Origin of the sequence: Marivirga lumbricoides, from assembly GCF_014636295.1 — a bacterium.
GTDB lineage: Bacteria > Bacteroidota > Bacteroidia > Cytophagales > Cyclobacteriaceae > Marivirga > Marivirga lumbricoides.
Window position 1 is genome coordinate 209,684 of the sequence record NZ_BMEC01000007.1, and the last position, 23,000, is coordinate 232,683.

Sequence of the window (23,000 nt, forward strand, 5' to 3'; positions counted from 1 at the left end):
TGAGAAAAATTTATTCTGTCAGGTGAAAAAAATAGCTTATACTATACTATAAAGGTAGCAATTATTTATAAACAATTTAAAGTCGATAGCTCCTATTATTTAAAGAAAATTAAGAGTTTACACGCCTGCTGTCAATATTAAATGTTCATTCCCGAATTTTTCAACTTTTTAATGAGCCATAAGCTTTTATGATGTTTTGCCTTAGGTAAGAATTATCCAGGTAAAAATTGATAGTTTCAGCAATTTCTTTAGGCTTCACCCACTTGGTAAAATCCATTTTGGGCATACTCTCTCTGTTAGGAGGAGTATCTATGATATCAGGCACAATAACAGAACAACTGATGCCATGCTTTTCAGTGTCGGCATTAATTACTTCCGCTAAGGTAAATACCATTTTTTTGGATAGTCCATATGCTAACTTTCCTTTTAGCTCATCGGTATTTAAAGCAGGTTTTGCCCCTATTAAAAAGATAGTTCCGCCTTTCTCCATGTTTCTCAACAGAGGTTGCACCAAGTGATAAGCAGTGTCAAAATTAAGACTGATCTGGTGATGTATATCTTTAGTAGACGTGTTACTGATGTCTCCCATGGCAAACCCACCCACTGTAAGTACAGCGGCATGAATAATTTGCATCTCCTCCTTCATGTTTTTTACTGTACTTTCAGCAGCTTCAGCTTCCATTAAATCTACTACATGCTTTTTTATAGAGGGGTTATCGTTTTTTGTTGCCTCTTCCTTACCATAAAGAGCCCAAATATTTTTACCCTGGTTGGTAAGATGTTCAACTACAGCTGAACCTAAATTGCCATTTGCTCCACTCACTAAAATATTCATAGCCACTATTACTTTTCAAATACAATAGAGTCAACATTAGCGCCCAGCATTTCCAAAGCCTCCGATACATCTTTTACCATTTGCTCCGGCCCGCATACATAAAACTCCTGAGAAAAATCTTCTATATGCTTCTTCAGGAAATTCATACCTATAGTCTCTGACTCATGTCCTTCAGCTTTGTCCTTAGTTAAAGTAGAAGTAAAATTATCTTCCAATACATCTTGAAAATAACCTTCATGAATTACATCTTTTCGGGTTTTATTAGAAAATATAAGGCTATTCCCTTCAATTTCACCTTTCTTATCCAAATCTTTAATAATGGATAGCAGAGGGGTAATGCCTGCTCCACCAGCTATAAATGTACCCTTTCCTTTATATTTAATGGCACCCCATGCTTCATCAATAATTAACTCATCTCCTTCAACTAAGCCATCAATTTGGTTGGTTACTCCATCATGGTCCCTGTAGGATTTAATAGTGAATTGCAAAAAATCATCTTCAGGCAGAGAAGTAAAGGTAAAGGGTCTTTTTTCATCTTTCCAGCCTTTCTTATTAAGAGATACTTCTGTAGCCTGGCCTGGTGTAAAAGTATAGCCTTTCGGTTTCTCTGTGGTGATTTGTTTAACATTGTGTGTAACAGATCTGATTTTGTTAATTTTAACGGTGTGTGCCATATCTTCAATTCTAAATTTAATTAGTGCGTAAAAAATGATAACTGCTTTAACTATTAACGGAATAGAAGTAATTTGTTTAATTCTCTTATAGGGCTCTTCCGGTTTAACTATAGAATTACTTCGATTTTTTACACTTTTAATAGTGAATTTACTATATTGAATGTGCTATAAAGTTTATGAAGAAGTAAGAAAAGTGAACATCTCTCAATAAACTAAATTACCCATAGTATTCATAATATTTTAGAATTACTGAAATGACAGCCAAAGAGATTAGCAAGTTAATAGAAGAGTCAAATGATCTGACTTGTTCTATAAATATAAAAGGTCAATTCACATGGCTTAGAAATGCAGCCCATGTCTTTTTAGGTTATACAAAAGGGGAATTGATGAATAAATCTATAGTTGATTTTGTGCCTGAAGAGGATGCAGGAGCTAATCAGGCTTTCTTTCAAACACTTAATGCCACCACTAAATCGCAGAGGCTCATCAATAGAATGATTGCTAAAGATGGCTCTATAGTTCAGGTAGAATGGGTAGCTCGTTGGAATGCTTCATCAGAGGAAGCATTTTGTTATGTCAATGTTCTTGATTCTGATAAAGAGGTGATAATAGGAAGAATGAAGGAAAATGAAAGCTACAGGAATCTATTTCACCATAGCCCTTTACCTAATATTATTTGCTCTCTTAGTACATTTAGTATTTTGGAAGTAAACCAGGCGACATTGTCAAAACTGGGCTTTAACCGCCAGGAGTTAAGTGGTTGGGTCCTTACCGATTTATTCACTTCTATTGATAAGCAACGGTTTGATGAAATAAAGCAGCAATTCAAAGATAATGATAATATTGTTGAATTGGGTGTTTGGAACTTAAAGAATAGCAAGGGCGCTACAGTAAAAATGCATCTTTCCGGCTATCGGTTCAGCTACAATCAAGAGGATTGTATTATGTTGATTTTCAATGATGTAACAGAAGATCAGTTGCTTAAAGAACTGGATGTACTTGAAAGAAAAACAATGGAAGCATCTATTCAGATGGTTTTTAACCTTAAAGGTTTGTTATACAAATATGTAAGGGGCTTAGAAGCTATATTTGAAGGATTAAAAGTTTCTATTTTAATGGTGCATGATGGAAAACTTTATAATCTTGTATCGCCCTCTTTACCCAAACCCTATATTGAAGCTATTGAAGGAGAGAAGATTGGTGAAGCTGCTGGCTCTTGTGGTACGGCAGCTTTCAGAAAGGAAAGAGTAATAGTGTCAGATATTAATGCAGATCCGCTTTGGAGAGACTACAGAAGCTTGGCATTGGAAAATGGAGTAATGAGCTGTTGGTCAGAACCAATCTTTAACTATAAAAAGGAGGTGGTGGCTACATTTGCCAATTATTACCCGAGCATTAAAGAGCCCTCGCAGCAGGAACTGAATTTTTTTAAACGTTCCGCTACGTTATTAAGTCTTATATTGGAAAACCATCAAAAAGGCGAGGCGCTATTTTCAAGCAATGAGAGGTATAATTATGTTAACCGGGCTACAGAGGATGCCATTTATGATTGGGACGTAGAAAATGATATTTTTGAATGGGGAGGGGGCTTTCAAAGAATTTTTCTTCACAATTATAAAAACAAGACCTTTCGTCTTCAGGATTGGGCAAACCTGATGCATCCTAAGGATCATGAGCATACAGACAAAAGTTGGGAAGCATTTTTGGCAAATAAGCGACAAAGCAGGTGGAACAGGGAATTTCGTTTCAAGAGAGGGAATGGCACTTATGCTCATGTGGAAGAAATTGGGCATTTAATAAGGGATAGTGAAGGTAAGCCTAAGCGCATGATTGGGGTGTTGCGCGACCGTACGGAACAGAAAAAAGAAGAACATAGGTTAAAGCTAATGGAAAGAGTGGTGACCAATGCAAATGATTCCATTGTCATTACTGAAGCGCAGCCTGTAGATGAGCCTGGTCCACGTATTATCTATGTTAATGAGGCTTTCACTAAAATGACGGGATACCTGCCTGCTGAGGTGATTGGAAAAACACCCAGGATTTTACAGGGGCCTGAATCCGATAAAGTGGCTATTAAGGAGCTTAGCTCAGCCATAAGAAAAATGCATTCTCATGAAATTACGACTGTCAACTATAAGAAGAATGGTGAGAAATATTGGGTTCATTTTTCAGTGGTTCCTGTAGCAAACGAAGAAGGTGTTTTTACTCACTGGATTGCTGTGCAGCGAGATGTAACTGTTCAAATAAGAAAGGAACTACAGAAAAACCTTTTGAATGAGATCAGCCAGCTTTTTAATCAGCAAATCAACTTAAAACTTACTCTGGAGAAGGTGCTAAAGCGTTTAGTTCAGTTCGGAGAGATATTTTTGGCTGAAGCATGGTTGCTGGATGAGGATAAGAAGAAGGTGAACTTACTGGCTAAGTATGCAAATGATAGGGATGGGCAAATATTTTATGAAGAAAGTCTGGATATAATCAATTTTGAATATGGGATTGGTTTGCCTGGTAAGGTTTGGGAACTTAAGAAAGCTGTCCTCTGGAATGATCTGGATAATAAGGATTTGTTTTTACGCAATAAAGCAGCGAAAAAAATAGGTCTGAAATCAGGATTAGGTATACCTCTCTTTCATAATAATTCCATTGTTGGAGTAATGGTTTTCTTATCCAGGCTTCCTGAACAGGCATTGAGCTCTTATGAATTTTTATTCAAGGAACTGGAAACACAATTAGGTATAGAAATTAAAAGAAAGATGCTTGAGGATGAGTTTTTCCAGTTCTTCAACAATGCTCCGGATATCTTAAGTGTAGCGGGTGCTGATGGTAAATTCAAGAGAGTTAACCCAGCTTTTTGTAAGTTAATGGGCTATTCGGAAGAAGAGTTAACCAAGAGAAAATTTACTGATTTTATACTTCCGGAAGACCGTGCCCAGACTCAGCAGGAATATGCAGAAACAATAGTCGGCCTGAGAGAGGCGGATAGTTTTATTAACAGGTACGTAACCAGAAATGGGGAGCAAAGATGGATTTCGTGGAACTCATCTAAAATATACAACAACGAGGGGCTTGCATTTGCTTATGGAAGAGATATTACCGAGAAGAGAAAACTTGAGAACCTTTTACAGTCCGCTAACAGTCTGGCCCGAATTGGAGGATGGGAACTGGATTTTGAAAATGAAACTCTTTATTTCTCTAAAATAACAAGGGAAATACACGAAGTGGATGAAAATTACATACCCAATCTTGAAGAGGGGATCAATTTTTACAGAGAAGACGTAAGGCAGTTTGTTAGAGAAACAGTTAATGCTGCAATCGAACAAAATAAGGAATGGGATTTTGAGCAGCCTATAATCACAGCTAAAGGGAATGAATGCTGGGTAAGAAGTATGGGGAAGCCGGAATTCAGAGATGGAAAATGTGTGAAAATTATAGGGAGTTTTCAAGATATTCATGAGCGAAAAGTAGCAGAATTGCGTTTGCAAAATATTGCTGATAATGTTCCCGGAGCTATTTTTCAATACATTTTATTACCTGATAAATCTGAAAAGATTCTCTTTCTTTCCAAAGGCGCCAAAGAACTCTGGGGACATAGCGCTGATACATGCATGAATGATATAAGTATTATCTGGAAGCAAGCCGAAAGTGCAGGAGACCTGGTAAAGGTGAAAGAGTCTCTTAAGGTATCAGCCGAAACGATGGATCGTTGGCATTGTCAATATAAAAGTAGATTACCTAACGGTGCTGTGGTGTGGCATGAGGCATACGGAACACCTCAAAAACTACAAAATGGAGCTATCCTCTGGGATTCTTTTATTATTGATATCACTGAAAAAAAAGAACTTGAATATTTGGTGGAAAGATCCAGTCAGATAGCTCTGATTGGTAACTGGGAGTTGGATCTAAAAGAGCCTGACAATGAAGTAATGTATTGGTCAGATATGACCAGGGAAATTTTAGAAGTAGATGAAAACTACATACCTACTTTTAGTAAAGGGTTTGATTTTTATACGCCTGATAGCAGGTCAAATATTGAAGTTGCTTTTGATAAGCTAATTAATAATGGAGAAGACTTCGATCTTGAATTGCTATTGGAAACAGCTAAAGGGAATGAAAAGTGGATCAGGTTAATAGGTCGTGCGGATCTTTTGGAAGGCGAATGTGTCAGGGTATATGGTAGCCTTCAGGACATTCACCAAAGAAAGATGGCAGAGCTGGATTTATATACTGCTTTTCAAGAGAAGAATATGATTCTTGAAAGTATTAGCGATGGATTTTTTGCACTGGATAAAAATTGGATAGTAACCTACTGGAATGAAAAAGCAGAAGTACTGCTGGATACCCCGAAAGAAGTAGTGCTCAATAAAAACATATGGAAAGTATTTGGTGATGCAACTGATTCCCTTTCTTATAAAATGTATCAAAAATGTTTAAAGGAGCAGGTTACTGTGCATTTTGAAGAATATATAACTTCAAATAATAAATGGTTTGAGGTAAGTGCTTACCCTTCTGCAAAAGGATTGTCAGCTTTTTTTAAAGATGTAACTGAAAGAAAGCGAGCAGAAGAGCTTATCAGGCAATCGAACGAACGTTTTGAAATTGTAACACAAGCTACTAATGATGCCATTTGGGATTATAACGTAGTAGATAATGAACTTTTTTGGGGTAAAGGATTTCAAACTCTTTTTAAGCACGATTTAACTGTTATTAAGCCATCTTTTGAATTATTGACAAGCTTCATCCATCCTGAAGATAGGGATAGGGTATCGGTAAAGGTTCAGCAATTTATGAATGAAAAGAGTAGTGTGAATTGGTATGAGGAGTTTAGGTTTAAAAAAGCTGATGGTACCTATGCCTATGTAATTGATCGTGCCATTTTTCTCCGAAACAAGAGAGGAAAAGTTACAAGAGTACTGGGAGCTATGACCGACATCAGTCATAGAAAAGAGTTTGAACAATCTTTACAAAGCCTCAATGAAACGCTTGATAAAAGGGCTAAGGAATTAGCTGTTTCCAATGCTGAGCTTGAGCAATTTGCTTTTGTGGCCTCGCATGACTTGCAAGAGCCTTTGAGAATGATTACCAGTTTTTTGGCGCAGTTAGAAAATAAATATAGTGACAAACTAGACGAAAAAGCACAGAAATACATTTATTTTGCTGTTGACGGGGCTAAAAGAATGAGGCAAATTATATTGGATTTGCTAGAGTTTTCAAGAGCAGGCAGGAACGTAGATGAAAGTGGGAAATTACCTGTTAAAGAGCTTGTAAGCGAAGCACAGTTATTACAAAGAAGAACTATTGCCCAAACTTCAGCCAAAATAGTAGTTGAGAGCCTTCCAGATATACAGCTACAAAAGGCTCCTTTTTTACAGGTGTTTCAGAACCTGATAGGGAATGCATTAAAGTACAGTAAGGATGATGTAAGTCCGGAAATTACTATCTCTGCTAAAAGCACAAAGGATTCTTATGTGTTTTCTGTAGCGGATAATGGAATAGGAATTGAAGAAAAATACTTTGAAAAAATATTTATTATTTTTCAAAGATTACATACCAAAGATAAGTACAAAGGATCTGGAATGGGTCTTTCAATTGTAAAGAAAATAATAGAAAATAATGGAGGACGGATTTGGCTGAAATCAAAAGTGGGCAAGGGGACTACTTTTTACTTCACAGTGCCTAAAGGTTAATAGTGGGAATGTTGCAGTATATATGTGTGCTTAAGGAGTAGAAAGAAGATGTCTGGTAAATATTACATCGATACTCTTGGTAAGGAATTGTTTTATAATTTTCCGGCGTTAAAATAAGTTTTACATATGTTCTACAGGTGAATAATGAATTTCCATTCATAGCTAAATTAGGTCATGTTCGATATAAATTGGAAATAGATTAGGTAATACAAAATTCTTGTTGTTGAAGATAATGATTTCTTCTATTAAATGATTATTTTAAGAGTGCATTCTATCACATGTTTTAGAGCGTGCATGAACTCTGATACAAATCCAGTTAATTCTTTAATTGTCTTACTACATTTGATGTTATTCAACTTTTTAAAAAAGTATGATGGTCTTTTCCCCATGAGCCCTCAGCCTATGTAGTTATTCAATGTGCAGTATCTCCTTTACTGTATGTTAACGAAGCCAGCAGTGAGGAAATAATGGATATGTGAAAGAGCAATTTTGTCAATGACTATTAAAGGTATTTGGCGTGGTGAAGGTCTGCCAATTTTAGAAGAAGCGCTGGGGGAGTGTGTAGAAAGATTGAAAATTTTTATTATAAATGAGCCAATTCAGGATATTACTAAAAGAATGACGTATACTATAGAAGAGCAAAATGAGAAATTGAATAAATAGTCTGAATAAAGTTCCATTCACAGAGAGTCCTTTTAGCAAGAATTATTGGCTTATTCATGTGCTCTTTTTTAATAAGCTAATTGCTGAAGAAAAAAAAGTATTAATTTTTAGAACATGCTGTGAATTAGATGTTATTGTAAGTATTTGGTGCGGAAAATGTAAAATATAAATTTAAAAGAAAAGAGAATATAAGGATGAAATGGCATTTATTATTGGTTGATGACGATGAGGTATCTATTAAGATCTCATCCTTTATGATAGAAGAGACACACTTTCACCCTGCTCCAATCTCTTTTGAAAATGGTTTAAGGGCAAGTGAATATTTGCGGGAAGTATATAAAAAGGAGGAAAAGTATGTCATTTTTCTCGATATTAATATGCCCGTGATGAATGGTTGGGAATTCTTAGACGAGATTAAGAATTTCACAGAACCTGCTAATGTTAAAATTTTAATTGTATCCTCTTCCGTACACGAGGATGACAAAACCAGAGCCGGAGCCAGCGAATTCGTTATTCAATACTTATCAAAACCTGTGTCGCCAGATACCCTGGAAGAGTTAAAACACAGTGCTTCATTAGGTTTTTTATTCAATGAATAATTAGCTATACATCCTTCTCCTCTCTACTATTCCATTCGCTCAATTTTCATTAAATACGCTTTGTATAAATCAAGTATAAAGTATAATAATAAATTTTATTAGTATAATTTGAATAATTATAATATTTTATTACATTTATATAAAAATATATACTTTTATATATAAATTCTGCAAACAGAGTTGTAAAATAGATTAAAATCCATGTATGATCGATAAGATTTTGAATTGAAGTTGATGATATGATAACTAATTTTTTGCCATCAGCTTCATATATGAACCATGAGTAATAGCAAATAAATTATAACCTTAACCAATTTCAATTATGTCAAATTCTAATCACCATGGAATGCACAGTTTTGAAGGTAAAAATGTGCTTTGTTCACTTCACTCATTTTCTGATGAGAGTTTCGGCCGATTTGGTCGAATGTTTAAAGACTTACCCCCTCTATACAATGCTCCTTCATCTTTATCGGGCTTAGGAAAGGTGGCAGGGCCTATGGATGGAGGAAATACTGCTAAGTTTACTAATTCCGTGCCTTTAGGAATGGTGTTTTTTGGTCAGTTTATCGATCATGACATAACTTTCGACACCACTACAAGCTTCAGTAGTATTAATCACCCCAATGAGATACTGAATTCAAGATCGGCAGAATTGGATTTGGATAGTGTATTTGGAGGAGGCCCTGAAGATGATCCTTTTCTGTACGCTCCACGAAGTGAAGGTTTTTTTCTGCTTACCGGAAAATCCAATAATAATTTAGGGCAGAATAAACAAACTGAAGCGCACGATCTGCAAAGGAATGGTAAGGAAACTGCTATTATTGGTGATCCGAGGAATGATGAGAATAGAGTGATTTCTCAAATGCAACTCGCATTTATTCGTTTTTATAATGCTAATTATAAAGAGTTAAAAGATGCACACCCCAACTATAGCCCTGAAAAAGTGTATGAAGAAGCCAGGAAAATAACAACTTGGCACTATCAATGGGTAGTTGTAAATGAATTTCTTCCTATTATGTGTGGTAAATACTTAGTGGAAGATATATTAGGTAATGGAAGAAAGTATTATCAACCTAAAAAGAGTGCTTTTATACCGGTAGAATTCTCAGTAGCTGCTTTCCGATTTGGCCACACAATGATTGCCCAAAATCTTAAACTGCAAAGCGATGGGGCTTCACATAGCATTTTCTCTCCTGAATTTGGCCAGGGCTTCAGCAGGATTACAAGTAGTAAGCAAGCTGTTGAATGGGATGCTCTGTTTGATTATGACAACAACTTTCAAAAAGCAGAGAAACTGGACACTACCCTGGCACCTATATTACTTAATTTACCCTTTGTACCTTCCACTAATCCTGACGATAAATCTTTAGCTACAAGAAACTTCAGAAGAGGGCAAAGCTTCCTTTTACCTTCAGGGGAAAACGTTGCAAGGTGTCTTAATAGGGAGGAAGCAGAAATATTGCAAGTAACCGATTTTGTACATAATAAGGTGAGTCCACATAATGTAGACCTTTCAGCGGGTATTCCACTCTGGTTTTACATATTGGCAGATGCGGAAGTAATTGGAAGGCAGGATTCAGATACTCAATTTTCTCAAGGTGAAGGTTTGGGGCCTGTCGGAGGAAGAATAGTTGCAGAAGTACTAATAGGATTACTAGAATTAGATAGAAATAGTTATTTAGGCAATAACAGAGGCTGGACACCTACTTTAGGAAGTAATGGAACATTTAAGATGAGAAACCTTATGGAGGTAGCTGCTACTGCGGCAGATCTTTAGTAGTTTATTGGAAAATAATTGAGGAAAAATAAATAGCCTATAACTGCTAGGACGCGCCTTAAATTAAGGTTAACTTTTACTAAACTTTAGAAACCATGTCAAAGGAGAAATCAGTTAAAAAAGCTGTAAAGAAAGAGCCTACCAAAAATCTGAAAGAAAAGAGAGCAGATAAAAAGGCTAAAAAGGAAAATAAAAAGAAGGATTATTAGGAAAACATAGCTGATAATCCACCCTATTTAAATGCTGCTATTATTAAATGGCAGCATTTTTTTGCTATATATTTTAGTAAATGCTATAAATATTAGTAATTTTGATAATGGATTCCAATCATTTCATAAAAGGCAGAGGTGCACAGCATAAGCCTCATAACAGGTTTCTTGCTCAGGAATTTAGCCTGGAAGAAGAAAGTGCGATTGATGAGTTTACACATTTGGAAAGGCCTGCTACCCAAATTTTTTATGAGACTCCCAAAAAAATAGTAAATAAAGTTAGTAGCCCTGATGTAGGAATGGAGTATTCGCTAAATCCTTATCAAGGTTGTGAGCATGGTTGCGTTTATTGCTATGCCCGAACAACGCATGAATACTGGGGATATAATGCAGGATTGGATTTTGAATCCAAAATTATTGTAAAGAAAAATGCCGCGGCTTTATTAGAAAAGGAAATACTTCATTCTACCTGGAAAGCACGTCCTATTGTTTTGTCAGGGAATACAGATTGCTACCAGCCGATTGAGCAGCAATTAAGAATCACTCGTAGCCTGCTGGCTGTTTTTGCTAAGTATAGACATCCTGTAGGTATAATTACCAAAAACACCGCTTTTCTAAATGATCTGGATCTCTTAAAGGACCTTGCAAATGATAATCTTGTAAGAGTTATTTTATCAATAACCAGTCTTGATGAAGCTTTAAGAAGTAAGCTAGAGCCAAGGACAGCTTCTGCAAGGAAAAAATTGGAGGCAATTGAAATATTAACCCGAAATAAGGTTCCTGTGAGCATTATGACAGCTCCCATCATTCCGGGTTTAAATCACCATGAAATTCCTGCTATTATAGAAGCCGCAGCAAAAAGAGGAGCTATAAATGCTGGCTATACTGTAGTTAGATTAAATGGAACCATAAAAGATGTATTTCAAAAGTGGTTGCAAACTCATTTTCCTGATCGCTATAAAAAAGTATGGAGCGGGGTAGCATCTTTACATGGCGGTAAAGTGAACGACTCGGAGTGGAGTAGAAGAATGCGGGGTGATGGTCCTGAAGCGGATATCATTCGTCAATTATTTGATGCCGCAAGGAAGAAGTATATGAATGGAGGGAAGCAAATAAAGCTAAATACAGAAATTTTCCGCAAGGGAGGAAATTACAAGCTTTTTGCTTAGGCAGAAAGTTGATTGTTTTCAGCTCCTATATGGCTTCTATCTTTAATTTTGAAGGTAGCTGATTGTTAATATTGACTATTCTTCTGTTTATTCTATCTTTATCAAGAGGATTGTTTACATGCTTTGCTGAACAGTCAACCAGGTTTTGAATAAATTTCTGAAGGATAGAAGAATATTCATGGCGGTCTCCGTCAACATACAGCATCCTTGCCATACAATCCAGTAAAGCCATAAATATCATAATATCAGAGCTGCCATATTCTCTGATGGGGATTAAAGTTTTGTAAAGCAAATCCTCATAAGTTATAGGGTTAAGGTATACGCATACCTGGTCTTCTTCATCCGTAAGGTAATTTTTTTCCTTAATAAACATCATCTGGATAAATAAATCGGACAAGAGGTCTATCGCTTTCTTAGCTGTGCCTGGGTCATTAATTCCCGGACTTAACGCTTTTACTGCAATTTCGGAGATTTGCTTGAAACCAAAGGAAAAGTGATCTGCCACTCTTTCCTGAGTGTAAAGAATGAAGTTGGACATAAGGTTTTTCTTTTTCTCTTCGTCCAATTGTAAATTAGTTTGTAAAAAAGGATAATGCCGAGTAACAAAATCTCCCAAAGTAATATTCACCTTTATTTTGAGATGATGTGTCTGGCAAAAATGTTGCAATCCTTCATAATCTATGAGCTTTAAATAGCCCGAAGTGTCGGCACGATGTTCAATCCAGTTTTCAGTATCTATTGTGTCAGCATTTTGATCAGCAGTCTCCAATCTTTCTATTTCAGTCTGAGTGCTTTTGTAGATGTTGTTCATAATATTATCCACTTGTATTTGCTGAGAAATAGAATGGATAAAATAGACGAATAAGCCTAGACAAATAATGGAAAGAAGCATACTGAAAAAGATGCCTAATGAAGGGGTGGCGTATTCAATATCCGGAGAATCAATATTAACAATAAGGTTGAGGCTAAAGATTATACTTCCTATATAAAACCCCAGAACAATTTGATGAAATTTATTAGAAATAAGCCCTGGCAGCACCCGTGGTGAGAGTGTTGCTGTAGCGCTATTTAGTACCACCATTACCATGGAAAAACTAAATACCATCAATGAAATTAAACTTCCTACAATGGTACCCAGGATCAATCGTGCATTATCACTGCTATGCACTAAAACCGGAGAAATATTTTCTTTGAAATCAATAACAATTTCCTTAAACTCAATTTGTATGACTATAAATGATACAAAAAAGAAAAATACTGTAAGAAGCGAAGGATAGAAGGCTATGCTGTTAATAACTGATAAATAAACACGCTTCAACTTTTTAAACCATATTTTCATTAGAGCTATTTTTCTTTAGGTTTAGCCATTTCATCTCTTTTTATAGCCAATGGAATAGGTTTTTCTTCCTGGTAAATTTTCAGTTCAAGGATGTCGGCAGGCATATTGAAACCTTTTCGCATTAGAGTGGTAACTACCTCTTTCATTACCGAGCTTTTAAGCACAGTAATTGACCCCGGAAAATCATAGGTATTAATCCAGAAAAACACTTTTAAATTAATAGTGCTTGCTCCAAATTTATCTATAGTAACAAAAGGGGAAAAACCTTCTTCCTTAATAATATTTTCCAGGGATTGGATGGTTTCCATAATCACTTTGGTTGCTTCCGTAATATCCACACCGTAATCCATTCCTATCACGAATTCGTGCCTCATATAACCATCTTTAGTAAAGTTAGTAAGTGGGTTTTTTATAAGAAGTGCGTTGGGAATGTAAATATCCCTTCCATCCATTGATTTTATATGTGTATTTCTGAAAGTCATGGCCTTTACCCTACCTGTAAATTCATTTATCTGGATAATATCCCCGGTAATAAAGGGTCTGCTAAATGCCAGGAAAAAGCCTGCAATAAAATTTTCTCCAATATCCTTAAATGCAAAACCCAGGATGAGAGCTGAAACGCCTGCTCCTGCCAGCAGACCTCCTGCAGCCCTGCCTAAACCGAGTTGGTTAAGAAGAATGATAATACCTATAATCAGGAAAAAGAGAAAAACTACTCTGCCTGAATAATTCACCAGGAGCATATCTTTTTCATGACGCATTAAACGGTTTACTAATATTCTCCGCACAATAACTCCAATGAAGATGAAAATCATTAGCAGTATTAAACCCATCAGAATTTCCGGTAGCCTGTCCAGAATATTATGCCAGTAGCGATCAAAAGAGTTAATAATAGTTTCCCTCATATTTTCAGTGCCAGGAGCCTTTCTTAAATTGAAAGTACAATTTTACCAATGTGTTTACTGCTTTCCATTAACTTGTGCGCCTGAGCTGCTTTTTCTAAAGGAAATGTAGCATAAATTATTGGTTTTATTGAGCGCTTTTCCAGGTATGGCCAAATGTGCTGCTCTAATTTCAAGGCAATGTCCCCTTTAAATTCTGCAGATCTGGCGCGTAAGGTAGAACCTGTGATAGTGAGCCTTTTTGCCATTACTTTTTTCATATTTACCTCAGATTGCGCATCCTTCATAGCATTAATAATTACTAATCGGCCTTCAGGATTTAACAAGTCAATATTTTTTGATGTATAGTCACCCCCAATCATATCTAAGATAACATCAATGCCATCAGGCTCAGCCTCTTTAATTGCTTGTAGAAAATCCTCGGTTTTATAATTAATGGCCTTTGTGGCACCAATGGTTTCTGCGTATATACACTTGTCGTCCGAGCCCGCGGTGGTGTAAGCCTTACCTCCCATAGCCTTCACCATTTGAATGGCTGTTACGCCAATTCCCGAGGTTCCCCCATGAACCAAAAAGTTCTCCCCACTTTTAAATTGTGCTCTATCAAATACATTCGTCCAAACCGTGAAGAACGTTTCTGGTAAAGAGGCTGCCTCCTGAAAATTAAGCCCATCGGGAATAGGCAGACACTGCACAGCTGGAACAGCAGCTTTAGATGCATAGCCGCCTCCTGCCAGTAATGCACATACTTTATCACCAGCTTTCCAACGACTTACTTTACTGCCTACTTCAGTTATTATGCCCGCTACTTCCAATCCCGGTATATCTGCATCTACGCCATCAGGAGCAGGGTATTTCCCCTCTCTCTGTATAATATCCGGTCTGTTTACACCCGCAGCTTTTACCTCTATTAATACTTCATTTTCTTTAATTTCAGGGTCTTTTCGTTCCTGAAGCTTGAGTACTTCAGCATTTCCTGGTTGGGTGATAATAATGGCTTGCAAAATATAAATTTTCTAGTTTAATAATTCTTCTTTTTACGGAGCTGGAAAAGATAAGATTAAGAATCATCTGATTTTAGTTGATAGAATTGCGGATACTCTTCCTTATTTTAAAATATAATTTTTCAATTTACTCTATTCAACTTATAAAAGTAATTGTTTATAGTAATTATTTACATTTGTTTATATATATTGAATAAACTTTCAATTTATAAGATATGGTTAGTTTTTATAGAGTTTTCTTAACAGGCTTTTTGTGCATCTGCATTTGTTCAAAAAATTTATATTCTCAGAAACAAACCACGCAATCAAATATTTCTTCATTGGACACTTTGTACCGGAAGGCGAAGGAGTTTTATGAAGAAGGAAATTATACTTCAGCACTTCCTATTTATTTAAAAATAGATTCGCTTGCCGGGAAAAATAACATCCTTAATAAAACTGTAATAAAATCAATTTTAGATCGCTCAGAAATCTCCAGAACTACCTTTACTCATGCAGGGGTGGAAGCCGCTAAAGAGCTCCAACTGGAGGCTTTAGCATTAGCAGAAGTTCTCGGTTCAGCCGCATTGATAAATGATGTATATATGAGGTTAGCAGATATGTATGGCCTCATCGGTGAATATGATACAACCAAAATATATCTGGATAAAGCTTTTGAATATTATAAAACGACTGATGATACAAAAAAGCTGTGCCGGCTCTATTTAATTTACATGAACTACTATTTTGCAATTGATAAACTAGATAGTGCAGGTTTTTATTTACAAGAAGGTGTTGAATATATATCAAAAAAAGAAGCCCCTCAGGAATTGGCAACTCTGTTGATTTACCATGGCAACTACTTTGAGAAATATAAGAGCGATTTTCCAAATGCTTTGATCCGGTTTAAGAAGGCAAAAAGAATATATGAAGGAATTGAGGATACTTTAACGCATGAATTTTCCCGATTACATGAAGGGCTGGCGTATACATACAAGGGCTTGGGCGACCACGAGAAGGCATTTCAGCATTATGCAAAATTTTATACCATCAGGGATGGTATGCGAAAAAAAGCTAATAATGAGCTAACCCGCACACTCGAAACAAAATATCAGACTGATAAAAAAGCAAAAGAAATTCAATTATTGAAAGCTCAGACTGCATTAGCGGAAAAGGAAAGAAAAACACAATTGTTTGTATTAATAGCAGCCATTTTCCTTATTTTAATTATTGCAGTATTCTACTTTATATTGTCTCGAAACAGAAAAAGAACCAATAAAAAATTAAGAGAGTTAGATCAATTAAAGTCTAATTTCTTTGCCAACATTTCACATGAATTTAGAACGCCACTTACATTAATTAAAGGATCGGCTCAGATAGAACTTAATAACCCGGGTTTAGATGATCACCTTAAAAAGCATCTTAGTATTATTGATCAAAACTCGGAAAGAGTGTTGGAGTTAGTGGATCAACTACTTGATTTATCAAAGTTGGAAGCCCATAAAATGGATTTAAAGGTAAAACCTATAATGCTGAAACAGTGGATATCGCTACAAGTTGAGCCTTATATTTACCTGGCAAATCAAAAAAAACAGGAGTTTAAGATCAATTTTGAGACCAGTTCTGAATCAGAAGAAGTAGTATTGATAGATCCTGAGGTACTAAGTAAAGCTGTTACAAATTTATTTTCCAATGCTGTTAAATATGGAAATGAGCATGGGAAGATTGATTTGAAAGTAGCTTGCCAGGAAGGAACCTTATTGATTTCAGTAAAAAATACCGGTGAAATCATCACGCCAGAACATCAGGAAAAAATCTTTAACAGGTTTTATCAGGTAAATGCGGAGAAAAATGGTGTAGGTATCGGTTTGGCTTTAGTGAAAGAATTGGTGGAATTGCATAAAGGAAACATATACTTTGAGGCTACTGAAAAATTCAACCATTTTAAAATAGAAATTCCAGTGAAAAGAGATAGTTATTCTGCTTTAGAGCTGGAAGCTTCAGCAGGAAAAGGAACTATTGAGGTGTCTTTACCTCAGGTAAATGGCAGCTCGAAAACAGCTGATGTTACAAGAGAGCTTTGGAATAGCAATGGGCAAATCAGAACATCCGGTGATAACCCGGAAGAAGAATTACCCATTATGCTGGTAGTGGATGACAATGCTGATATTAGGTTTTTGATAAGCGAGCAATTTCAACGAAACTTTATAATTTTAGAAGCTGAAAATGGTTCAGAAGGAATTGAAAAGGCTTTTGACGTAATTCCCGACATAATTATCTCAGATGTGATGATGCCTGTTATGAATGGTATTTCGCTATGCAATACCCTTAAAAAAGATGAAAAAACCAGCCATATACCTATCATATTGCTGACAGCCAAAGCTGGAGAAGAGAATGAACTTTGTGGATTAGAAACTGGTGCGGATGATTATATTTTAAAGCCATTTAATCATAAACTTCTCCAAACCAGAGTTGAGAAACTAATTGAAATAAGGAAAAAGCTGCGGGAAAGGTATAGCCAGGAATTGGTTTTAAAACCTATGGATATTGCCATTGCTCCGGCCGATGAAGTTTTCTTAGATAAAGTCCAAAGCCTCATGGATAATAAACTGTCGGCACCGGATTTTACGGCCGAAATGTTTAGTAAAGAAATAGGCATGAGCCGAATGCAACTTCACAGAAAACTTAAAGCCCTTACAGGCTTAAGTACCAGTGAATTTATCCGTTCTCAGCGCATGAAACTAGCTGAATGTCTACTTAAAACAAAAGGTATAACAGTAGCAGAGGTAGCATATGCAGTAGGATTCAATGATCCTTCCTATTTCTCTAAATGCTTTAAAGAAACTTATGGTCGTACGCCTCATAGCTATGCTACTTTCAATACGGTTTCTAGCATTAACTAATACAAGAAATGGTTCTGGTTTAATTTTTTCATGGGAATTTCCGGTTTAAAGTAAAAGCTCACTTTTCCGATTTTATAGTTTCTTCCCTGTTTCAAAGAAGATCATAGCACTAAATGATTTTACTTCCCATATCATTTATTGCCTCCAATTTCAAAATCTTAAAAAAAATTATAGCGAAAAAACGCTCTCTGTTCACTCAAATTGAACATGTTACATATCTCATAGCTCTTGTTACATAATTCATATTGACGATTTATTTAAAGCCATAGATTTGAAATAATACAACCTCAAGTCCGGATTTTAAATAAAAAAAGATGAACAAGATTAAGCTTCCTATTTTCTTTCTTATTGCTTTAGTAGCATGCAATTCAGATGACACCCCTATTGGTCCTATTACTGACGCCACCATTCTGATTGAGTCCGATATATTAGAAGAGACACTTTTAGAAGATATAATAGAAGACCCTTCAGTTGCAGATTATATAGTGCAAGGTTATTTGGATGTACGCGCTTTGCTAACTATTGAGCCGGGTGTAGTTATTGCTTTCGAGGCCAACTCCGGATTCTATATTGAAGGAGTGGGGGCAAGCGGAGCAATACGAGCAGTGGGCACATCCCAAAAGCCAATTCTGTTTACAGGTATAGAGAAAGTACCCGGGTTTTGGAGAGGAATAACTGTTTTGGCAAATGATGTGCGGAATGAACTTAACTACTGTGTTTTAGAATATGCAGGAAGTGATGATTTAGTGGCTTTCGGTTCAGTAAAGTTGAAGGGAGGACTCGCAGTGGAGGATGCTTCAGGCTTTAATGGAAGCTTAAAATTAAAAAACACTACTATTCAATCATGTCTCGGATATGGATTTATTGTAGAACAAGGAGCTGTTTTAAGAGAGTTTTCCTCCAATAGTTTTTTTAATAATAAAGAAGCTGCAGTCAGGATTGATGCTGAAAATACAGATTTAATAGATGCTAATAGCACCTTTTCTGGTAATAATGGAATTGATGGGGTAGAAATTAATGCAAGTGGCAGCGCTACCCATAGATTGACGGCAGACGCAACGTGGGTTTCTTTAAAAGAGGGTGCCAATTATGTTATTTCACAAACTTTTTCAGCCGAGGCGAGACTGACCATAGCAGCTGGTGCCACTCTGGCTTTCGAAGCCAATCAAACCATCACTTTTAGGGAAGATTTTAGCGGTAATAATGACGGAATACTCATAGCCAATGGTACAGCAAGTAAGAATATCACTTTTACTGCTGTAGAAAAACAGCCGGGATATTGGCAAGGCTTAGTGATAAGAAGTAGTAGTAATTTAAACAGCATGGAGTATTGTGTAGTAGAGTTTGGGGGAAGCGATTTAGTAAGTGGCCTAAGAGGTAACATAATTCTCGATAAAGATGGTGCTTTTGATGCTCCTCAATTAACTATCACTAATTCGGTTATACGCAACGGATTAGGTTGTGGTATAGCGGTAGATTCTTTCGGAGGGATGCTAACGGAAAGCGATAATTCCTTTGCAGGTAATAATGACAATTCAATCTGCATGTAGACAACCAGAGGCATCAAAGGATAACAGGATGTTAAAATGTAAAGGTGAAAAAAACGCACAAAGGGTATGAGGGCGCATTGAAAATTGACCTGACTAAAAAAATTTTACTCAATGTGGATCACCTGGCAAAAGGACAATACGAGATTATAATCATTCAAAATGGCAAGCCTGTTAAGCAATTGCATTTCACTAAGAAATAAAAAGTAAATAAAGCACTCAAATGAAAAAGATAGTTTACTTAGCTTTTATACTCTCCTGTTTCTTACCGTTTATCTCCTGCCTGGAGGAGGGTATTCCTCAGGCCGATTCAAGGCTTGCAAATGTATCGAATTTATTTCCCGTTTCAGGTTACTATGGAGATACTATCAGGTTAAATGGTTCTCAACTGCGGGAGGTTGACTCCCTGTTTTTAAATGGAATGAGTGCCCCTATTTTTAATATTGAGGATGATCATCTCAACTTTAGCGTGCCATTTAACAGCTTAACCGGGCCTGTTTCAGTTCAAAATCCTTATGGTATCAGTATGGGGCCAGACTTTACTGTTTTAGGTGAGAATGATAGTGTACCTCAACTTATTATTATCGATTCCATCAGCCCAAATGAAGGTTTACCATTTACTCAGGTAAAAATATATGGGAATAATTTTGGAAATAGTGAGGACAATTTAAGTGTCCTTTTAGCCGGGCAGCCGGTGCAAATAGATGCAGTAACTAATTTTGAAATACTTTTTACGGTAGGAGCTAATTCAACAACAGGAAATGTAGCCATTGCTTCGGAAGGAGATACAATCGTTGGTCCTGTATTTACCATTCTAACTCCTCAAGTTTTAAGTATCCAGTCGATAAGCCCTGATTCAGGCCCTGAACTGACCCAGGTAATTGTAACGGGCGAAAATTTCGGTAACGACTTAAACGACATTACTGTAACACTAAATGGCGAGGAAACAAATCTTATTAGTGTCTCCAATTCCCAGATAGTTTTTATTGTACCTGATGGAGCCACCACCGGTCCTGTGGTTGTTAACAGAATCAGCAATGGACAAAAGGCTGAAGGACCTGTCTTTACAGTTACGAACCTCCCTTTGGTGGTTACTGTCAATACGCTGGTAAGTGACGGTGTTGGAAACCCTTTTGACATCATTCAACTAACTAATTTCCTTTTAATTGCTGATGATGTCGGACATATTATCCGTCTTTATGATTTAAATACCAATCAATTCGTAGCGGCAATTGGCAATGGCCAGCCAGGCTTTGTTAATGGTCAATCCGCAAATGCTCAATTCAATCTGCCCTCAGGAATGGCATTAGATGGTAACAATAACCTTATTATTGCTGACCGCTCCAATCATTCAATACGAGGTGTCTCTGGTGGTAATGTTTCAACCGTATCAGGTATAGGACAGGAAGGGTTTGCGGATGGGGATATGATGCAACAAGCCCAATACAATAATCCTGTAGGGGTAGCCATCGATGGCAGTATGATCTATGTAGCGGACTTCCAAAACCATGCGATCAGAAGGATCAATTTACAAACCCAGCAGGTAAGCACTATTGCCGGAAACGGCACGCCAGGTTTTGTCAATGGCAACCCAAATGTTTCTCGCTTAAATTTTCCTGCGGGTATTGTGTTGGATGGAAATGGCAATTTAATCATAGCTGATTACCTCAATCATAGTATCAGGTCATTAAATCTTTCCACTTTGGAATTAACCACTTTGGCAGGAATTAATCAGGCAGGTTTCCAAGATGGAACAAATCAATCAACGCGATTTAACCGGCCTATTGATGTTGATGTGGATGATGAAGGAAATATCTATGTAGCGGATGCTCTTAACCATAGCATACGAATGATAGCTAATGGGGAAACTATTACCCTGGCTGGCAACGGCTCATCAGGTAACCAGAACGGGAACGGCTCATCTGCTCAATTCAATACGCCAGTAAGTGTTTTGGCTGTCTCAAGCTCAGAAATTCTGGTGGGAGATTATAATAATAAATCTATTAGAATACTCACCATCGAATGAAAAGACAACTAGCTATATCTCTCTTATTTAGTTTACTGCTCTTAAGTCCTATTCTTCAGGCGCAGGATTTAGAGAATTTAAAAGATCAAAAGCCGCTCAGTATTTCAGGGAATGTAGGGCTTGGAATGCAGACTTATGCAAGTAGTAGAGAAAATCCATCACGCCAACCCTTTATCTGGTCTGTTTATGGAAACCCAACCTTAAGCATCTATGGTTTAACCCTACCTTTTAGCTTTGTGCTGAGTAGAAAAAATGAAGAGTTCAGGCAGCCCTTTAACCAGTTTGGAGTAAGTCCTTATTATAAGTGGATTAAGTTACATATCGGTTTCAGGAATATGTCTTTTTCTGATTTCACTTTAAATGGCCATGTTTTTAATGGAGTGGGAATAGAGCTCGACCCTGGAAACTGGCGATTTGGAGCCATGTATGGCACTTTGTTAGCACCGATTTCACCTGATTTTACAGAGGACTACCTTGTGGAGCCTACTTATAAAAGAAAAGGTTATTCTGTGAAAATAGGCTATGGTACCAGTAGCAATTACTTTGACTTGATTTTATTTAAAGGACGAGACCTCATTAATTCTATAGATAGGCCCCTCGATAGCGTCATTGTAAACCCGCAGGAAAACCTGGTGTTAGGAATCAAAACGCAACAGAGGCTTTTCAATACTTTAGTTTTCTCAGCAGATGTAGGTTTAAGTGGTTGGACCAGCAACCTATTTGCAGAGGGTATGGATAATACAGATATACCTCTCTCAGGAATTATCAATAATTTTCTGGATGTAAACTATTCCACACAATTTCTCACAGCCGTAAAATCATCTCTTTCTTTCAGAATAAGACAGGTGAATTTACGCCTCCAGTATCAGAGAATAGAACCTGACTACCAGACAATGGGGGCCTATTTCTTTAATAACGATTTGGAAAATATCACTTTCTCTCCTGGCTGGTCCATGTTCAAAAGGAAATTAACAGTAAATACAAGTGTCGGCTGGCAGCGTAATAACTTATTCGAAGATAAAAGCAATCAAACCAACAGAAGAATCAATTCAGTTCAGGTAAACTATTCTCCCGTAGCAAAACTCAACTTTTCCGGGTCTTACACCAATTTTCAGATCAATCAAAGACAAATTAATGCAGTAACCCGGGACGTAATTGACTCTCTGCAATTAGTACAGTTTTCCAATAATCTTTCCTTCAATATGAATTATAATTTTGGTAACAAAGTGAAAGTCTATGGCATTAGTGTAGGATATACGAACCAGTCTATGAGTCAGGAAATGAGTAATGAGGGCTTGGGTAACAGTGACTCTCGCTCTATTAGCCCTCACTTTACATTCAGGTTTAGTAATAGAGATAGTAAGTGGGGCTACAGAGGCACTATCAATTACAATAACTTCGAAAATAGCACCATCAGTACATTTCGCTGGGGATGTAACCTGAATACAAACAAGTCATTTGCAGACGATAAATTTTCGCTCAATGGTACCCTGGCTTACAATGTCACCCAGCTGGACGGAGAGCAAGGAGGTAAAACTTTAAGATTTGGAATTAGAGGTGACTACAAACCTGCTGAAAAGCATTCTATAGGCTTTGGTACCAATTTAATAAGACAGCATTCGGCTAACGAACGCATAAGAAATTTCAATGAATTTTTGGGGAATCTAACCTATAGTTACGCCTTTTAAAGATT

The 23,000-nt window shown here is 36.7% G+C and carries 15 protein-coding genes; 10 read left to right on the forward strand and 5 right to left on the reverse strand.

Features of this window, described 5'->3' with window-relative positions; all coding sequences use genetic code 11:
* Nucleotides 1–160: 160 nt before the first annotated feature.
* Together IEV85_RS12325 and IEV85_RS12330 are read right to left on the reverse strand one after the other, a co-directional pair.
* A complete protein-coding gene (locus IEV85_RS12325) occupies nucleotides 161–835 on the reverse strand; it encodes an SDR family NAD(P)-dependent oxidoreductase (protein WP_188463734.1) in 675 nt (224 codons plus the stop codon).
* A gap of 8 nt (nucleotides 836–843) precedes the next feature.
* Nucleotides 844–1,509, reverse strand: coding sequence for a ferredoxin reductase domain-containing protein (locus IEV85_RS12330; protein ID WP_188463736.1), 666 nt, complete (start codon nucleotides 1,507–1,509; stop codon nucleotides 844–846).
* A gap of 254 nt (nucleotides 1,510–1,763) precedes the next feature.
* Between IEV85_RS12330 and IEV85_RS12335 the strand changes: the two genes are divergently transcribed.
* The 5 genes from IEV85_RS12335 to IEV85_RS12355 all read left to right on the forward strand — a co-directional run bounded on the left by IEV85_RS12335 (nucleotide 1,764) and on the right by IEV85_RS12355 (nucleotide 11,607).
* Nucleotides 1,764–7,190 (forward strand): PAS domain S-box protein, encoded by a 5,427-nt coding sequence (locus tag IEV85_RS12335; RefSeq protein WP_188463738.1) that lies wholly within the window; start codon nucleotides 1,764–1,766, stop codon nucleotides 7,188–7,190.
* Between the two features lie 495 nt (nucleotides 7,191–7,685).
* Nucleotides 7,686–7,853 (forward strand): hypothetical protein, encoded by a 168-nt coding sequence (locus IEV85_RS12340; protein ID WP_188463740.1) that lies wholly within the window; start codon nucleotides 7,686–7,688, stop codon nucleotides 7,851–7,853.
* Nucleotides 7,854–8,047: 194 nt separating this feature from the next.
* Nucleotides 8,048–8,452, forward strand: a complete 405-nt coding sequence (locus IEV85_RS12345) for a response regulator (RefSeq protein ID WP_188463742.1) — start codon at nucleotides 8,048–8,050, stop codon at nucleotides 8,450–8,452.
* 322 nt (nucleotides 8,453–8,774) lie between these two features.
* Entirely contained in the window at nucleotides 8,775–10,229 is a 1,455-nt protein-coding gene (locus IEV85_RS12350) for a peroxidase family protein (RefSeq protein ID WP_188463744.1), read from the forward strand.
* A 316-nt stretch (nucleotides 10,230–10,545) separates the two neighbouring features.
* On the forward strand, nucleotides 10,546–11,607 hold the full coding sequence (locus tag IEV85_RS12355) for a PA0069 family radical SAM protein (protein WP_188463746.1): 1,062 nt from the start codon (nucleotides 10,546–10,548) through the stop codon (nucleotides 11,605–11,607).
* A gap of 25 nt (nucleotides 11,608–11,632) precedes the next feature.
* Here IEV85_RS12355 and IEV85_RS12360 read toward each other — a convergent pair whose 3' ends face one another.
* The 3 genes from IEV85_RS12360 to IEV85_RS12370 are packed head-to-tail and all read right to left on the reverse strand — an operon-like array spanning nucleotide 11,633 to nucleotide 14,852.
* Nucleotides 11,633–12,946: a DUF2254 domain-containing protein gene (locus tag IEV85_RS12360; RefSeq protein WP_188463748.1), complete on the reverse strand. Its 1,314-nt coding sequence runs from the start codon at nucleotides 12,944–12,946 to the stop codon at nucleotides 11,633–11,635.
* A gap of 5 nt (nucleotides 12,947–12,951) precedes the next feature.
* Nucleotides 12,952–13,851, reverse strand: coding sequence for a mechanosensitive ion channel family protein (locus IEV85_RS12365; RefSeq protein ID WP_188463750.1), 900 nt, complete (start codon nucleotides 13,849–13,851; stop codon nucleotides 12,952–12,954).
* A gap of 23 nt (nucleotides 13,852–13,874) precedes the next feature.
* The gene (locus IEV85_RS12370; protein WP_188463752.1) at nucleotides 13,875–14,852 is read right to left on the reverse strand and encodes an NAD(P)H-quinone oxidoreductase; all 978 of its coding nucleotides are present in this window, start codon (nucleotides 14,850–14,852) and stop codon (nucleotides 13,875–13,877) included.
* Between the two features lie 320 nt (nucleotides 14,853–15,172).
* On the opposite strand from IEV85_RS12370, the gene IEV85_RS12375 reads away from it, so the two are divergent.
* The 5 genes from IEV85_RS12375 to IEV85_RS12395 all read left to right on the forward strand — a co-directional run bounded on the left by IEV85_RS12375 (nucleotide 15,173) and on the right by IEV85_RS12395 (nucleotide 22,995).
* The gene (locus IEV85_RS12375; RefSeq protein ID WP_188463754.1) at nucleotides 15,173–17,734 is read left to right on the forward strand and encodes a hybrid sensor histidine kinase/response regulator transcription factor; all 2,562 of its coding nucleotides are present in this window, start codon (nucleotides 15,173–15,175) and stop codon (nucleotides 17,732–17,734) included.
* Nucleotides 17,735–18,048: 314 nt separating this feature from the next.
* Entirely contained in the window at nucleotides 18,049–19,284 is a 1,236-nt protein-coding gene (locus tag IEV85_RS12380) for a hypothetical protein (protein ID WP_188463756.1), read from the forward strand.
* Between the two features lie 44 nt (nucleotides 19,285–19,328).
* Nucleotides 19,329–19,484, forward strand: coding sequence for a hypothetical protein (locus IEV85_RS12385; protein ID WP_188463758.1), 156 nt, complete (start codon nucleotides 19,329–19,331; stop codon nucleotides 19,482–19,484).
* A gap of 20 nt (nucleotides 19,485–19,504) precedes the next feature.
* Complete coding sequence (locus IEV85_RS12390; protein WP_188463760.1) at nucleotides 19,505–21,307, forward strand: IPT/TIG domain-containing protein; 1,803 nt, start codon at nucleotides 19,505–19,507, stop codon at nucleotides 21,305–21,307.
* Nucleotides 21,304–22,995 (forward strand): hypothetical protein, encoded by a 1,692-nt coding sequence (locus IEV85_RS12395; protein WP_188463762.1) that lies wholly within the window; start codon nucleotides 21,304–21,306, stop codon nucleotides 22,993–22,995. Before IEV85_RS12390 ends, IEV85_RS12395 begins: the two co-directional genes overlap by 4 nt.
* Nucleotides 22,996–23,000 lie beyond the last annotated feature (5 nt).